This is a genomic window from Sphingomonas sp. (genome assembly GCF_042096255.1).
Lineage (GTDB): Bacteria > Pseudomonadota > Alphaproteobacteria > Sphingomonadales > Sphingomonadaceae > Sphingomonas.
On the sequence record NZ_JBELLZ010000032.1, the window covers coordinates 1 to 14,134 of the forward strand.

Annotated in this window: 13 protein-coding genes and 1 tRNA gene; 4 read left to right on the forward strand and 10 right to left on the reverse strand. The window is 68.5% G+C overall.

Annotated features, from left to right (window positions below):
• Nucleotides 1–48: 48 nt before the first annotated feature.
• The 7 genes from ACFDTH_RS08055 to ACFDTH_RS08085 all read right to left on the reverse strand — a co-directional run bounded on the left by ACFDTH_RS08055 (nucleotide 49) and on the right by ACFDTH_RS08085 (nucleotide 5,481).
• Complete coding sequence (locus ACFDTH_RS08055; protein ID WP_375287018.1) at nucleotides 49–771, reverse strand: alpha/beta hydrolase; 723 nt, start codon at nucleotides 769–771, stop codon at nucleotides 49–51.
• A gap of 100 nt (nucleotides 772–871) precedes the next feature.
• Nucleotides 872–2,266: a UdgX family uracil-DNA binding protein gene (locus ACFDTH_RS08060; protein ID WP_375287019.1), complete on the reverse strand. Its 1,395-nt coding sequence runs from the start codon at nucleotides 2,264–2,266 to the stop codon at nucleotides 872–874.
• A gap of 148 nt (nucleotides 2,267–2,414) precedes the next feature.
• Complete coding sequence (locus ACFDTH_RS08065) at nucleotides 2,415–3,065, reverse strand: HAD-IA family hydrolase (protein WP_375287020.1); 651 nt, start codon at nucleotides 3,063–3,065, stop codon at nucleotides 2,415–2,417.
• Nucleotides 3,066–3,105: 40 nt separating this feature from the next.
• Nucleotides 3,106–3,600, reverse strand: coding sequence for a DUF421 domain-containing protein (locus ACFDTH_RS08070; protein ID WP_375287021.1), 495 nt, complete (start codon nucleotides 3,598–3,600; stop codon nucleotides 3,106–3,108).
• Complete coding sequence (locus tag ACFDTH_RS08075; protein WP_375287022.1) at nucleotides 3,600–4,127, reverse strand: hypothetical protein; 528 nt, start codon at nucleotides 4,125–4,127, stop codon at nucleotides 3,600–3,602. The genes ACFDTH_RS08070 and ACFDTH_RS08075 overlap by 1 nt, the downstream gene beginning before the upstream one ends.
• A gap of 81 nt (nucleotides 4,128–4,208) precedes the next feature.
• A tRNA-Asp gene (locus ACFDTH_RS08080) sits at nucleotides 4,209–4,285 on the reverse strand.
• A gap of 23 nt (nucleotides 4,286–4,308) precedes the next feature.
• The gene (locus ACFDTH_RS08085) at nucleotides 4,309–5,481 is read right to left on the reverse strand and encodes an AI-2E family transporter (RefSeq protein WP_375287023.1); all 1,173 of its coding nucleotides are present in this window, start codon (nucleotides 5,479–5,481) and stop codon (nucleotides 4,309–4,311) included.
• Nucleotides 5,482–5,563: 82 nt separating this feature from the next.
• Here ACFDTH_RS08085 and glpK point away from each other — a divergent pair, with 82 nt between their 5' ends.
• Nucleotides 5,564–7,018, forward strand: a complete 1,455-nt coding sequence (gene glpK / locus ACFDTH_RS08090) for a glycerol kinase GlpK (RefSeq protein ID WP_375287024.1) — start codon at nucleotides 5,564–5,566, stop codon at nucleotides 7,016–7,018.
• Nucleotides 7,019–7,177: 159 nt separating this feature from the next.
• Nucleotides 7,178–7,813: a 5'-methylthioadenosine/S-adenosylhomocysteine nucleosidase gene (locus tag ACFDTH_RS08095; RefSeq protein WP_375287025.1), complete on the forward strand. Its 636-nt coding sequence runs from the start codon at nucleotides 7,178–7,180 to the stop codon at nucleotides 7,811–7,813.
• Nucleotides 7,814–8,118: 305 nt separating this feature from the next.
• Here the strand turns inward: ACFDTH_RS08095 and ACFDTH_RS08100 are convergent, their stop codons facing one another.
• Genes ACFDTH_RS08100 through ACFDTH_RS08110 form a run of 3 tightly spaced genes read right to left on the reverse strand, consistent with a single transcriptional unit; the run spans nucleotide 8,119 to nucleotide 11,047 of the window.
• A complete protein-coding gene (locus ACFDTH_RS08100; protein WP_375287026.1) occupies nucleotides 8,119–8,466 on the reverse strand; it encodes a DUF3140 domain-containing protein in 348 nt (115 codons plus the stop codon).
• A 38-nt stretch (nucleotides 8,467–8,504) separates the two neighbouring features.
• The gene (locus ACFDTH_RS08105) at nucleotides 8,505–9,773 is read right to left on the reverse strand and encodes an amidohydrolase family protein (protein ID WP_375287027.1); all 1,269 of its coding nucleotides are present in this window, start codon (nucleotides 9,771–9,773) and stop codon (nucleotides 8,505–8,507) included.
• A 56-nt stretch (nucleotides 9,774–9,829) separates the two neighbouring features.
• Nucleotides 9,830–11,047, reverse strand: coding sequence for a polyhydroxyalkanoate depolymerase (locus ACFDTH_RS08110; RefSeq protein WP_375287028.1), 1,218 nt, complete (start codon nucleotides 11,045–11,047; stop codon nucleotides 9,830–9,832).
• A 159-nt stretch (nucleotides 11,048–11,206) separates the two neighbouring features.
• Here ACFDTH_RS08110 and ACFDTH_RS08115 point away from each other — a divergent pair, with 159 nt between their 5' ends.
• Together ACFDTH_RS08115 and ACFDTH_RS08120 are read left to right on the forward strand one after the other, a co-directional pair.
• Nucleotides 11,207–12,946, forward strand: coding sequence for an ABC transporter transmembrane domain-containing protein (locus tag ACFDTH_RS08115; RefSeq protein WP_375287029.1), 1,740 nt, complete (start codon nucleotides 11,207–11,209; stop codon nucleotides 12,944–12,946).
• 31 nt (nucleotides 12,947–12,977) lie between these two features.
• Entirely contained in the window at nucleotides 12,978–14,132 is a 1,155-nt protein-coding gene (locus tag ACFDTH_RS08120) for a saccharopine dehydrogenase family protein (protein WP_375287030.1), read from the forward strand.
• Nucleotides 14,133–14,134: the final 2 nt, after the last annotated feature.

Consider the following 14,134-nt stretch of genomic DNA (forward strand, 5'->3'; position numbering starts at 1 on the left):
GCCGCGGTGCTGTTCGCCAACCGCGACAAGGATTGACGTTTCGGACCGCTACTTCGAACAGCCCGGATGCGCCGCCAGGAAGGCCGCCGCCGCCCTGGCGATCGGGCTGTTCGGATCCAGGAAAGCGGTGCGGAAATCATTGTGCGCGGCGCCGGGGAAGATCTTCACCGTCACGTCCATGCCGTTGCCGCGCAGCACCCAGGCGAACCTGCGCGCCTGATCCGCGGTGCCGCGCGCATCACCCCCGGCGGCGAGCAGCACCGCCGGTCGCCGCATCGAATCGGTGGCCAATTCTGTGGGCGACAAGGCCGCCGCCTGGCGCCACGTCAGCCCCAGCCGCTGCTGCAACGTGGGATTGGCCTTGAGCAGGCCGACCAGGTCATAGCCGACGCCGTCGAGCAGGATCAGGCAGCGGATCGGCGGCGCGTCAGGGCGGAAGGCGGCGGTGGCGGCAAGATGCGCCCCCGCCGAATGCGCCACCACCACCGAAGGGCCGCTGCGCACCGCATTGGCGATCTGCCGCTGCACCTGCTCCACGCTGCTCATCAGCGGCACCGTGGGCGGCTTGGGATAGTCGATCGAGGCGAACAGGAACTGGCGTCCCCGGAAGAAGCCGGACAGCGGATCGCCCATCGCCGGCGTGCCGGAAACCCAGCCGCCACCATGCACGAACACAGCGATCGGCGCACGCAGCGGCGGCGCTGTGCCGGCGGCGAACAGCATCACCGTGGCCAGCGCGATCAGCGCGACGCACCTCCTGACGATCCTCACGATTCCCCCGCATCGAACCCCATCCCGCCGTCGCGCTATCGCCGGCAAGGCAGCTCCACAAGGGATTGTGGCGGCTGCGACACCCGATGTGGCACAGTCGTCACACGGTTGCCGCGGCGGCCCTCAGGTCTTCGACGAAGCGGTCGAACTCGCCGCGTTTCGCCGCCTCGTCGGGGAGGCGCAGCAGATAGCTGGGATGGACGGTGATCCACGCCGCGCCCCCGCCGGGAAGCTGGAGCGCGCGGCCCCGCTCGCGACTGATCGTCATCACCTTGCCGAACAGCGATCGCGCCGCGGTGGCGCCCAGCGCCACCATCACCTTGGGGCGCAGCAGCATCTGCTCCTGCTCGATCCACCAGCGGCACGCCTCGATCTCGCCCGCGTCGGGCTTGGCGTGGATGCGGCGCTTGCCGCGCGGCTCGAACTTGAAGTGCTTCACCGCATTGGTGACGTAGGTGTCCTCGCGCGCGATCCCCGCCGCGGCGAGCGCGCGGTTGAACACCTGCCCCGCCGGGCCGACGAAGGGCTGGCCGGCCAGGTCCTCCTGGTCGCCGGGCTGCTCGCCGACGAACATCAGCCGCGCCTCGATCGGCCCCTCGCCGAACACGGTCTGCGTCGCATGCTTGTGGAGGTGACAGCGGGTGCAGCCCATCGCCTCCTCCCGCAGCGCTTCCCAGGCGATCCGGCTGTTGCCGCCGATCTCGGCGGACTGCGCCCTGGTGATCATGCCGCTCTCCCGTGCCTGCGCCGTTGCCAGCAGCTCGGGGACGAGCGCGGTCTCGGGCATGTTCTTCCAATATTTGCGCGGCATCTCCTTCAGCATCGCGCCAACCTTGACGCGCGCGGGATTGAAGATGCTGGCGTAATAGGTCTTCCACACCTCCTCGGTCGGGTCGCCCTCCGGTGCGTCGGCGCGGCTCGCACCCGGACCCTCGGACAGCATCGCGCCGTCCCAATGCAGCGCCACCTCGGGCGTCAGGATCGACCAGCGCATGCTGGCGAAGCGATTGACGAAGAAGGCGGCGTTGGCGCGCACGATATGGTGCTCGGGCTCGAACCAGGCGACGTAGCGGCTCCCCGCCTCCTCCGGCACTTCGCGGAAGCGGAGGAAGGCGCGCATCTTGTGGATGTCGCGGCGGACATGCTTGGCCAGCCCCTCCAACCGCCGGACCAGGGGATCGGCATGGTCATCGGTCAGCCGCGGCTCGGTGCGCAGCCGGTCCAGCATCGTGTAGAGCAGGGCGAAGCGCTCAGCATCGCGGTGCAGGATCACGTTGCGGGCGAGATCGAGGAACGCGCGCGGCACGGTGAAGGCGGGGCCGACCGGATCGTGCCGCGGCGGCGCGGGCGTCTCGGCAGCGGCGAACAGGTCCCCCGCCTCCGCGCCCACCTGCCACACCACGTCATCGGGCGGCACCGCGGCGGCGATCAGCCCGCGCGCCGCGTCGCGCCAGGCATTGAAATCGTCGGGAGCTGGCAGCGTAACCACGCGCATGGCGGGGCAACGGCTGAAATGGTCCGGAGTTGCTCCCCGTGCTGGCCCGTTTGTCCCCGATTTGCTCCCGCAAGGGCGTGAGCTCAGACAGGGTCCTCGCCTTCGCGGGGACACACCTGATCCGGCGGTTCAGCCGAGACCCACCGCGTCAGAAGCTCCCCGCCTCCACCCCCAGCACCTGCGCCAGTTCGGTCAGCGCCTGGTCCTCGGTCGAGACCTTGATCGCCGCCATCCCCAGTGCCGCCGCCGGCTTGCAGTTGATGCCCAGGTCGTCGAGGTACACGCATTCGTCGGGCCGACGGCCGAGATGTTCGCACATCATCTGGTAGATGCGCGGATCGGGCTTGCGCACGCCCACCTTGCTGCTTTCCAGCACGCAGTCGAACCGCTGCATCACCTCGGCCACCGCGCGCGCCTTGTCGGCGGTGCGCGCCATGCCCGCGCCCTGGCCGGTCGGCACGTTGTTGGTGATGCAGCCCAGGTGATAGCCGTGCCGCCGCAGCCAATCGAGCGCATGCACCATCCGCGGCCGCACGTCGCCGGCGAGCACCGCAAGAACATCTTCCCCGCGCACCTCATGGCCGAGCGCCTTGGCCTCTTCCGCAAACGCCGCATCGAAATGCCGCGCGTCGATCTCCGCGCGCTCGAACCGCGCCCAGGCATTGTCGTCCGGCGAGAGCGCGTTGACCCGGCGGATGAAGTCCGCCGGCAGCCCGCGCTCGCGCTCCAGTCGGTTGAACGCCTCGAACGGAGACGAGGTGATCACCCCGCCGAAATCGAAAATCACGGTGTCGCGCATGATCCTTGTGTAACGCGGAGGCTCCGGGACGCAATCGCGCTCAGCGCGCCGGCCCGTCGTCGTCCTGCTGCTGCGCGCGCCCCCCTTGTTCGGCATCGGACCGCTTGATGAAGCTGATCTTGCCCTGCGGCTCCAGGATCGCCCAGGAGACCTCCTCCATCCGGCCGATGCCGGCCAACCGCATCTCCGATTCGACCTCGCCGCGAGTCATCCGGTCGCGGCGCAGGTTGCGCTCGATCAGCGCGCCGTCGCGGATGATCACGCGCGGCTCGCCCTCCAGTGCGCCCTTCAGTCGCGGAAAGGCGTAGGTCAGCCAGCCCAACGCTACGGCCCAGAAGGCGAAGGTGCCGATCGCCAGCACCGCGCCGGTGATGCTGAAGTCATTGTGGGTCACGCCCTGCTGGATCAGGTCGCCGATCACCACCAGGACCACCACCTCGAACGGCGCCATCTGCCCCAGCTCGCGCTTGCCGAGCAGGCGGAGCAGCAGGAACACCGCAAAGAACATCGCGGTAGCGCGCAGCACGATGTCCATTACGGCAGCACCCGGATGTGGAGCGGCACCGACGCCAATTCGGCCTCGCCGTCGAGCAGCGCGACCCGCCCGCGCGTGCCGACGGTCAGCGGCGGGTTGATCTGCCCGTCCACCTTCATCGTCAGCCGCTCGCCGGCCTTGAGCGGGCCATAGTGGAAGCGGAACACGCCATCGGTCGCCTCCTCCTTGTCGGCGGCGGGGATCTGCGTGTTGATGGTCAGGTCGTGCCAGGCGGACGCGTCGATCGCGACCACCGCATCGGCGATGGCACGCTTCGCGGTTACCTCCACCCGCATCTCGAAAAAGATGCCGCTGCGCATCGTGTGCGGCACCGTCACGGCGAGGTCGGCGGCGGAGGAGGTCGCGCTGAGTGTCTCCGCCCTGCGCCCGCCCAGAATGCCGAACAGCGCGAGCACGATCATCCCGCCAAGCAGCAGCAGCGACAAGGGATTGGCGTGGCGATGCAGGCGCGACGGCACCGCAACATGCCGGTCCTCAACACCATCCGGGAAATGCGCCTGCGCCATCCGCTCCACCAATGTTGTGGAACCGTAACGGTCGGGAAGCGGCTATGTTGCGCGATTGTTGCGCCCGATCGACAGGGGCAATGGCGCGAGTGACGGGGCTCGAACCCGCGACCTCCGGCGTGACAGGCCGGCGCTCTAACCAACTGAGCTACACCCGCTCGCAAAAGCGTGAGGCGCGCTGCTAGGGCCCCCTTGCCGGGCTGTCAACGCCCGAATCCGACAATCCTTCACGATCCGATGGCGCACGGGTCAGCGTACCGTGTTCGAACAGGAAGCCGGCGATGTCGGGCTTGCCCGCCGCGGCGATAATCGTCTGGATGATGATCAACAGCGGCACCGCCAGCAGCGCGCCCACCGTGCCCCAGATCCATCCCCAGAAGCTGATGGAGATCAAAATGAGCACCGGATTGATCGTCAGCCGATGCCCGACGATCAGCGGCGTCACCACATTCGCCTCCACCAGGTGCATCCCGTACATGATCGCCGGCGCGGCCAGCGCGGTCCAGATGTCGGAAAAGGTCATCAGCCCGCCGATGGCGAGCAGCAGCGCCGCGATCAGCGGTCCGAAATAGGGGATGTAGTTGAAGAGGGCGACGATGCCGCCCCACATCAGCGGAAAGGGCATGCCGATCGCGTGCATTGCCAGCGCCACCAGCAGCCCCAGGATGATGTTGATCGCGGTGATCGTGCCCAGATAGGCGGAGACGTCGTCCACCACATCCTGGATCACCCGCGCGGTCGCCATCGCGCCGCCGAAGCTGGAGCGCGCGGTGATCGTCCGCTGCCGCATCCGCGTCCAGCCGGCCAGGAAGAAGAACACCACCAGCACCGCATAGAGCGTCTGGATGATAACCGCCGGCGCGCTGGTCGCGGCAAGTTCCAGGATCGAGCGCGGCGGCGCCACCGCGGCGGTGGGCGAGGAGCGGATCGGCGTGGTGGCGATCTGACGCAGCGCCCGGTTGGCATAGCGTTCCAGGTTGGAGTAGAGGTCCAGCAACGGTGCCAGGTTCGCCTGGATGCGGTCGATCCGATTGGGCAGCAGCCGGAAGAAGTCGGTCGCCGGCACCACGATCGCTGCCAGCGCCACATTGGCGATCACCAGGAAGATCAGCACACAGATCAGCGCCGCCAGCGTGGAGGGAATGTAGCGCCGCTCCAGCCATTCGAGCGGCGGGATCAGCGCGATGCCGATCACCAGCGCCGCGGTGGTGGGCAGAAAGAACTCCGCCCCCGCCGCCAGCGCGAACGGCAGCCCCACCATCAGGCCCAGCGCTGCGGTCAGCGTCAGAGAGGCGAGCAGCCGGTCCCGCCTGAGCGCGATCCGCGCCTCGTCTTCATCGTGTACCGGTAACATGCCGCGATCCGCCATGTGTCTGACGTTAGCGGCTTTGCGGCGGGTGGATAGTGGCGCTACGACACAGCCAGGGAGGATAACGGTGTCAGAATTCATCCTGGTGATCGACGAGGGCACCACCTCGACCCGTGCGATGCTGTTCACTCGCGAGGGAGAGTGCCGCGCGGTCGAACAGGCGGAGCTGACCCAGAGCTATCCGCGCCCCGGCTGGGTCGAGCATGACGCCGCCGAGATCTGGCGCAAGACCTTGCGGGTGGCGGGCGCGATGCTGGCGCAGGCGGGCGGTCCTGCCAACATCGCCGCGATCGGCATCACCAACCAGCGCGAGACAATGGTGTTCTGGGACCGGCAGACCGGCGAGCCGCTCACCCCCGCGATCGTCTGGCAGGACCGCCGCACCGCCGAAGCGTGCCGCGGCTTGCGCGAGGCGGGGCACGAGCCGCAGGTGCAGGCGACCACCGGCCTCATCCTCGATCCCTATTTCTCCGCCTCCAAGATCGGCTGGGCGATGCGCGAATGGCCACAGCTCCGCGCGGCGGGCGATCTGCTGGCGATCGGCACGGTGGAAAGCTGGCTGGTGTGGAAGCTCACCGGCGCGCACGTCACCGACGCGTCCAATGCCAGCCGCACCGCGCTGATGGCGCTCGATGGCGGCTGGGACGAGGGGCTGTGCGACCTGTTTGGCGTTCCCCGCGCGGCGCTGCCCGAGATCGTCGATTGCGCCGGCACCTTCGGCGAGACGCGGCAGTTCGGCGGCGCCATCCCGATCTGCGGCCTCGCGGGCGACCAGCAGGCCGCCACGATCGGCCAGGCCTGCCTCACCGAAGGCGATACCAAGGCGACCTTCGGCACCGGCGCCTTCATCCTCACCCAGTGCGGCGAGACGCCGCGCCGCTCCGAGCATCGCCTGCTCTCCACCGTCGCGTGGCAGCTCGGCGGCAAGCGCAACTATGCGCTCGAAGGATCGGTGTTCGTCGCCGGCAGCCTCGTGAAATGGCTGCGCGATTCGCTCGGCCTCATCCACGACGCCGCGGAAACCGACGCGCTCGCCCGCTCGGTCGAGGACAATGCCGGCGTCTACCTCGTCCCTGCCCTTTCCGGCCTCGGCGCGCCGTGGTGGGAGCCCGAGGCGCGCGCCGCAATCAGCGGGCTCAGCTTCTCCAGCGGCAAGGCGCACATCGTCCGCGCCGCGCTGGAGGCGATGGCGCACCAGGCACATGACCTGAAGCAGGCCTTCGCCAAGGATGGCGCCGACTGGTCGCGGCTGCGCATCGATGGCGGCATGGTCGCCAACGACTGGATGGCGCAGGACCTCGCCGACATGCTCGCGCTGACGGTGGAACGCCCCCGCTTCGCCGAGACCACCGCGCTGGGCGCGGCGATGCTGGCGGGCGTGGGCTGCGGCTGGTTCGCGGACCTCGCCGCGGCCAAGGCGATGCGCGGCAACGTGGAGGCGTTCGAGCCGGCGATGGACGATGCCGTGCGCGACGCGCGGCTGGCCGGGTGGAGCGCGGCGGTGAGCAAGGTGGTGGACTAACCAGTTCCCTCTCCCCTTTTGGGGAGAGGGTGGCCGAGCCGAAGGCGAGGTCGGGAGAGGGTCAGTGAGAGTCACGCCACTCACCGCACTTCCCCTCTCCCTCGGCGCTGCGCGCCTCTCCATCTCCCCAGAACGGAGAGGGGCAAGTAGGACATCTCCATGACTCCCCTCACCCCCCTCGCCGGCCGCCGCATCCTCTTCGCCATGGCGCTCGGCCAGGAATATCTCGCCCACCTCCAGCGCCGCTTCGTGCCGCTGTTCACCGGTGTCGGCCCGATCGAGGCGGCGATCGCCACCACCGCCGCGCTCGCCGAATTCGCCGCCGCCGGCACGTTGCCCGACCTCATCGTCTCGCTCGGCTCCGCCGGTTCGCGCCGCCGCCCGCTCGGCAGCGTCCACCAGATCAGCCGCGTTTCGTGGCGAGACATGGACGCAAGCCCGCTCGGCTTCGAGGCGGGTGTGACGCCCTTCGCCGATCATTCCGGCTGGCTGGAACTCGCCACCCCGCTCGATCTTCCTACCGCCACACTTTCCACCGGCGCCGACGTCGTCACCGGCGCGCGGTACGACTCGATCGACGCGGACCTTGTCGACATGGAGACCTTCGCGGTGGTGCGCGCCGCCGCCCGCTACGGCGTGCCGGTGATGGGCCTGCGCGGCGTTTCCGATGGACCGGGCGAACTGACCGGCATCCATGACTGGACCGCGCTACTGGAACACCTCGACGAGAGGCTGGCGGAGGCAGTGGATCAGTTGATCCCATCCGACGGAGAGACGTCGATCCGCAAGGACTGATATGCCTCCCCGGCGAACGCCGGGGTCCAGCTGGGAGCGGCCCGATATTGGGCCCCGGCGTTCGCCGGGGAAGTGAAAGAAACGTGTCGGCGCCGCGTCCTCACGCCGAAACCATTGCCGCTGTCCTACAAGCCCCGTGCGTGGTACTTACACGTTCAGGCTCTTTCTACTGTCGATCCACCCGCCTCCGCTCGCCACGCGACGATCGGCGACGCGTCCGCGCTCATCCGCTGCCGCCCCGGCCAACACGCGCGACGGTGTCAACTTAGTGTCAACTTCCGCTCCGCAGCATCGTCAGGCAGCGCTCACTTGCAGGGGTCGTGCCCCCAGTTCATCAACGAATAGCGCCAGTCGCTGTGTTCCTTGTCCTCGGCCGGACCGCCCTGCGCCAGGTGGCGGTGGACGTAGCCGACCACCTTTTTCATGTGCGCATAATCGTCGTCGGTCAGGTCGGCCTTCTTGGTCCGCTTGATCTCGATGATCCGCTTGCCGGACTTGTGGCCGACGCTCTCGCCCGATCCCTTGCCGTCCTCGCCCTTCCAGCCAACGCGTTTCGAATCCTCGCTGTCGAGGAACGTCTCCAGCGCCGCGGGGGCCATGTTCACCGCCTCGTTGAAATCGGCATAGGCCTGCTGGCGCGCGTCATCGTCCATGCGTCACTCTCCCAATATCGGGGGTGAACGCTTGCCGATCAGTCGAGTGCCACCGGCACGCCGCCCTTGAGCACCGCCGCCGGCCGCTCCAGCACACGCACGTCGGCGGTGGGGTCACCCGTCACCGCCACCATGTCCGCCCATTTGCCGACGCTGAGCGAGCCCACATCGCTCCGACCCAGCGCCTCCGCCGCGGCGTTGGTCGCAGCGCGGATCGCCTGCACCGGGGTCATGCCCCATTCTACCATCTTGCTGAATTGCCTGGCATTGTCGCCATGCGGATAGACGCCCGCGTCGCTGCCGAACACCATCGCCACGCCCAGCCCCACCGCGCGCTGGAAGGTCTGGCGCTGCTTCAGGCCGATCGCGCGCTCCTTGTCCAGGCTCTCCTGCTCGGTGCCGTTGGCGGTGCCGGTCGCCAGGATGTAGTCGTCGTTGTAGATATCCATCGAGAAGCGGGTCTTGTGCTGGATGGCGAGGCGCATCGCCTCATCGGAGGCGAGGCTGGCGTGCTCGATCGTGTCGATGCCCGCGACGATCGCCGCCTTGATCCCCTCGTCGCCATGGGCATGCGCCGCGACCTTCATGTCCAGCATGTGCGCCTCGTCGGCGATTGCCTTCATCTCCTCGACGCTGAGCTGCTGCCCGCCGACCGAATCGCCCAGCGAGAAGACGCCGCCGGTGGCGCAGATCTTGATCACCTCGGCACCATATTTGTGCAGCCAGCGCACCTTGGCGCGCCCCTCGGCCGGCGAATTGACCACGCTGGGCAGCTGCTTGTCATAGGAGGGCGGCAGCGCATTGTCGTCGCAATGGCCACCGGTCGCGCCGATCGCATAGCCCGCCGGCACGATCCGCGGCCCGATCACCCAGCCGCCGTCGATCGCTTCCTTGAGGCCGACATCCTGGAAATCCGCAGCGCCGACGTTGCGCACCGTGGTGAAGCCCGCCCGCAAAGTCTTGGCCGCATTGGCAACGCCCACCGCGCCCCAAAAGCTGTCGGTATATTTCAGCGTCTGGTAACCGCCCACCTCCGCCAGGCTGGTGAGGTGGACGTGCATGTCGATCAGCCCGGGCAGGATCGTCACGTCGCCCAGGTCGATGCGCTTGGCATCCGTCGGGATCTGCGGCCGCTGCCCCGACCCGGAGGCGATCGAGGCGATGCGCCCATCCGTCACCACGATCACCGGCTGCGCGACGACGCGCCCGCTCTCCACCTCCAGCATCCGCGCCGCGGTGACGACCACCGTCTCAGCGGCGGCGGGGGTGGCAAGCGAAAGGACAAAGGCGGCGACGAGAAGGCGCATCGAGATCTCCTGGAGGTCTCCTCCAGAATGCCCGTTTCGACGCGCCCGTAAAGGCCTCAGCCGTTGCTTGCGATCCACTCCTCCAGCACCGGTGCGATGCGGGTGCGCCACTTGGAGCCGTTGAAGATGCCGTAATGGCCGACGCCCTCGGCCATCAGATAGCACTTCTTCGCATCGTTCAGGTTCGTCGCCAGCGTCAGCGCCGCCTTGGTCTGGCCCAGGCCCGAGATATCGTCGCGCTCGCCCTCGATCGCCAGCAGCCCCACGTCGGTGATCGCGCCGGGATCGACAAGGCGGCCGCGATGAACGAATTCGCCCTTGGGCAACTTATGCGTCTGGAACACGACATCGATCGTCTGGAGGTAGAATTCGGCGGTCATGTCGCAGACCGAACGATATTCGTCATAGAAGGTCTTGGTCGCGTCCGCGCTCTCGCCGTCGCCGCGGACCAGATGCTTGAACATCTCCCAATGGCTCAGCATGTGGTTGCCGAGGTTCATCGACATGAAGCCGCTAAGCTGGAGGAAGCCGGGGTAGACCTTGCGCCCCGCGCCCGGATACATGCCCGGCACGGTGGCGATCACGTTCTGCTCGAACCAGGCGAACGGCCGCTCGGTCGCCAGCGTGTTGACCGCGGTGGGCGCCTCGCGCGTGTCGACCGGCCCGCCCATCATCGTCAGCGTCTTCGGACGGCACGGGTGCTGGTCGGCGCTCATCAGCGCGACGGTGGCATAGCTGGGCACCGAAGGCTGGCAGACCGCGAGCATGTGCGCGCCCGGCCCGATCTGCTCCAGATACTCGACCAGATAGTCGACGTAATCGTCGAGGTCGAACTTGCCCGCGGCGGTCGGCACCAGCTTCGCATCATGCCAGTCGGTGATGTACACCTCCGCCGATTGCAGCATCCGCTCCACCGTGCCGCGCAGCAGCGTCGCGAAGTGGCCGGACATCGGCGCGACGATCAGCAGCTTGGGGCTTCCCTCGACACCTTCGCGGACGAACTTCTTGAGATCGCCGAACGGCTTCGACAGCACGACCTCCTCTTGCACCGCCACCTCGCGGCCGTCCACCTCGACACGATCGATGCCGAAGGCCGGCTTGCCGCGCGGCGCAGAGGCGTGGGCGAACACCTCCAGCGCCGAGGCGATCACCTGTCCGCCGCCGAAATAGGAGAACGGGTTTGCCGGGTTGGACCACATGCCCGCGCCGAAACTGGCCATCGAACTGGCGGTGTTGAGCAGGGAGCGCTGGAACTCGTAGGCGTCGTAGAGCATCGGGTATCCTGTAGCCGAGCGAATCTCGCATTTCGTAACGGATAACGCGCCGCATGCAACGTCGGCTCCCGTTTGACCGTGGGCGTTGCCGTTCCGACACCGGACAGTGTAGGCGGGCAGGCCATGAACCCTGCCGAACCTGAACGGCCGCGCCGGCGCATGAGCGACCTCGGCCTGGTCTGGCACCGCGCGACCCGCTACCCCGCGCACATCGCCGCCTCCGTCGCCGCGCTGACCGTCACGTCAGCCGCAACGATCGGCATTCCCTATGCCTTCAAGCGGGTGATCGACCGCGGCTTTGGCCCCGGGCAGGACGAAAGCACCGTCGCCGGCTCGTTCCACTATCTGCTGATGATCGTCGCGGTGCTGGCGATCGCCACCGCGATCCGCTTCTACTTCGTCTCATGGCTGGGCGAGCGCGTCGTCGCCGACATCCGCCTCGCCGTGCAGCGCCACCTGATGACGCTTTCGCCCGGCTTCTTCGAGGAGAATCGCCCGGGCGAGATCGCCTCGCGCCTCACCTCCGATACCGCGCAGATCGAGATGGTGGTCGGCTCCACCGTGTCCGTGGCGCTGCGCAACATCGTCACCGGCATCGGAGGCGTGATCTACCTGTTCGTGATCTCGCCCAAGCTTGCCGGGCTGCTGATGCTGGCAATCCCCGCGATCATCCTGCCGCTGGCGCTGCTCGGCCGCCGCATCCGCAACCAGAGCCGCACCTCGCAGGATCGGATCGCCGATGTCGGCACCATCACCGGCGAAGTGCTGGGCGCGATGAAGATCGTCCAGGCGTTCGGACAGGAGGCACGCGAGAGCGGGCGCTTCACCGAGGCGGTGGAGGCGACCATGGCGGCGGCGCGGCGGCGTATCGCGCTGCGTGCGGCGATGACCGCGATCGTCATCGCTTTGGTGTTCGGCTCGGTCACCATGGTGCTGTGGGAGGGCGCGATCGATGTCGCCGCCGGGCGCCTCTCCGGCGGGTCGATCGCCGCCTTCGTGCTGACCGGCGGCATCGTCGCGGGCGCATTCGGCGCGCTTACCGAGGTCTATGGCGACCTGCTGCGCGGAGCCGGTGCCGCGGGTCGGCTCGCCGAGCTGCTGGCGGCGCGGCCGGAGATCGCCGCGCCGGCGACGCCGCGCGCATTGCCGCAACCCGCGCGCGGCGCGGTCGCATTCGAGGGGGTCGAGTTCCGCTATCCCACCCGCCCGGACACTGCGGCGCTGCACGATTTCAGCCTGTCGGTCGCGCCGGGCGAGACGGTGGCGGTGGTCGGCCCCTCCGGCGCGGGCAAGTCGACATTGTTCCAGCTGATCGAGCGCTTCTACGATCCCGACGCGGGCCGGGTGACGCTCGACGGTATCGACCTGCGCGATGCCGATCCCGCCGCGGTCCGCTCGCGCATTGCCATGGTACCGCAGGAAACGGTGATTTTCGCCGCCAGCGCGCGCGACAACCTGCGCTACGGCCAGTGGCAGGCCGGGGACGACGCGATCTGGGCGGCGGCGGAGGCGGCGAATGCAGCGGAGTTCCTGCGCAAGCTGCCTGACGGGCTCGACACCTATCTCGGCGAGGGCGGCGCGCGCCTGTCTGGCGGTCAGCGCCAGCGTGTCGCCATCGCCCGCGCGCTTCTCCGCGATGCGCCCTTGCTGCTGCTCGACGAGGCGACCAGCGCGCTTGACGCGGAGAGCGAGCGGCTGGTGCAGGAGGCGCTCGAACGGCTGATGGCCAGTCGCACCACGATCGTCATCGCCCACCGCCTCGCCACCGTGCGCGCCGCCGGGCGCATCGTGGTGATGGACGAGGGCCGCATCGTCGAGGAAGGCACGCACCAGGCGCTGGTCTCGCAGGGCGGCCTCTACGCACGGCTGGCGAGTTTGCAGTTCGACATGGCGGCGTAGTAGCCTCTCCGCAAAAGAGAGGGAGAGGCGCGTGGCTGACTTCGACATCATCGTCTATGGCGCGACCGGTTATACCGGCCGGTTGGTCGCCGAGTATCTCGCGGGCAGCTATCCCGCCGGCGTGCGCTGGGCGATGGCCGGGCGCTCGCTCACCAATCTCCGGCTGGTCCGCGACGACCTCGGCCTACCCGAGTCGACTCCGCTGCTCACCGCCAACTCCGACGACGCCGCCTCGCTGCGCGCCATGTGCGCGCGCACCACAGTAGTGATCACCACCGTCGGCCCGTACCAGGTCTACGGCAGCGACCTGGTCGCCGCCTGCGCCGCGACCGGCACCGCTTATGTCGACCTATGCGGCGAGCCGGGCTGGATGCGGCAGATGATCGACGCGCATCACCAGGCGGCGAAGGCGAGCGGCGCGCGCATCGTCTTCTCCTGCGGCTTCGATTCGATCCCCTTCGATCTCGGCGTGCTGACGCTCCAGGAGGCGGCGCGGGCCCGCTTCGGAAGGCCGGCGCCGCAGGTGAAGTGCCGCGTCCGCTCGATGAAGGGTGGCTTCTCCGGTGGCACCGCGGCGAGCCTCAAGGCGACGATGGCGGCGGCGGCGCGCGATCCCTCGCTGATAGCGCTGCTCGCCAGCCCCTTTGCGCTGACGCCGGGGCACAGCGGCGCGCACCAGCCGGCCGGACTACTCCCCGAATATGATCCGACGATCAACGCCTGGGTCGCGCCCTTCGTGATGGCGCCGATCAACACCAAGAACGTCCACCGCACCAATTTCCTGCTCGACCAGCCCTATGGCGCCGACTTCGTCTATGACGAGATGGTGGTCACCGGATTGGGCGACCTGGGCAAGGCGGCCGCGGAGGCGCTCGCCAAGCTCAATCCGTTCGCGGGCGACAGCGGGCCCAAACCTGGCGAGGGACCGAGCAAGGAAGAGCGCGAGACCGGCCATTTCGACATCCTCTTCGCCGGGCTGATGCCGGACGGCGGGCGGATCGACGCGGTGGTCACCGGCGACCGCGACCCCGGCTACGGCTGCACGTCGAAGATGCTGGCGGAGAGCGCCTTGTGTCTGGTGCAGGACGTGGCCGGCGAGGGCGGCATCTGGACGCCGGGGGCACTGATGGGCGTGCCGCTGCGCGACCGGCTGATGGCGAAGGCGGGGATGACGTTTACCGCCTGACC

Coding starts and splice junctions, on each gene's coding strand:
- ACFDTH_RS08065 (WP_375287020.1), bottom strand. CDS start 3,065: ATGCGCGACACCGTGATTTTCGATTTCGGCGGGGTGATCACCTCGTCT.
- ACFDTH_RS08115 (WP_375287029.1), top strand. CDS start 11,207: ATGAGCGACCTCGGCCTGGTCTGGCACCGCGCGACCCGCTACCCCGCG.
- ACFDTH_RS08060 (WP_375287019.1), bottom strand. CDS start 2,266: ATGCGCGTGGTTACGCTGCCAGCTCCCGACGATTTCAATGCCTGGCGC.
- ACFDTH_RS08075 (WP_375287022.1), bottom strand. CDS start 4,127: ATGGCGCAGGCGCATTTCCCGGATGGTGTTGAGGACCGGCATGTTGCG.
- ACFDTH_RS08095 (WP_375287025.1), top strand. CDS start 7,178: ATGACTCCCCTCACCCCCCTCGCCGGCCGCCGCATCCTCTTCGCCATG.
- ACFDTH_RS08110 (WP_375287028.1), bottom strand. CDS start 11,047: ATGCTCTACGACGCCTACGAGTTCCAGCGCTCCCTGCTCAACACCGCC.
- ACFDTH_RS08085 (WP_375287023.1), bottom strand. CDS start 5,481: ATGTTACCGGTACACGATGAAGACGAGGCGCGGATCGCGCTCAGGCGG.
- ACFDTH_RS08100 (WP_375287026.1), bottom strand. CDS start 8,466: ATGGACGATGACGCGCGCCAGCAGGCCTATGCCGATTTCAACGAGGCG.
- ACFDTH_RS08105 (WP_375287027.1), bottom strand. CDS start 9,773: ATGCGCCTTCTCGTCGCCGCCTTTGTCCTTTCGCTTGCCACCCCCGCC.
- ACFDTH_RS08070 (WP_375287021.1), bottom strand. CDS start 3,600: ATGGACATCGTGCTGCGCGCTACCGCGATGTTCTTTGCGGTGTTCCTG.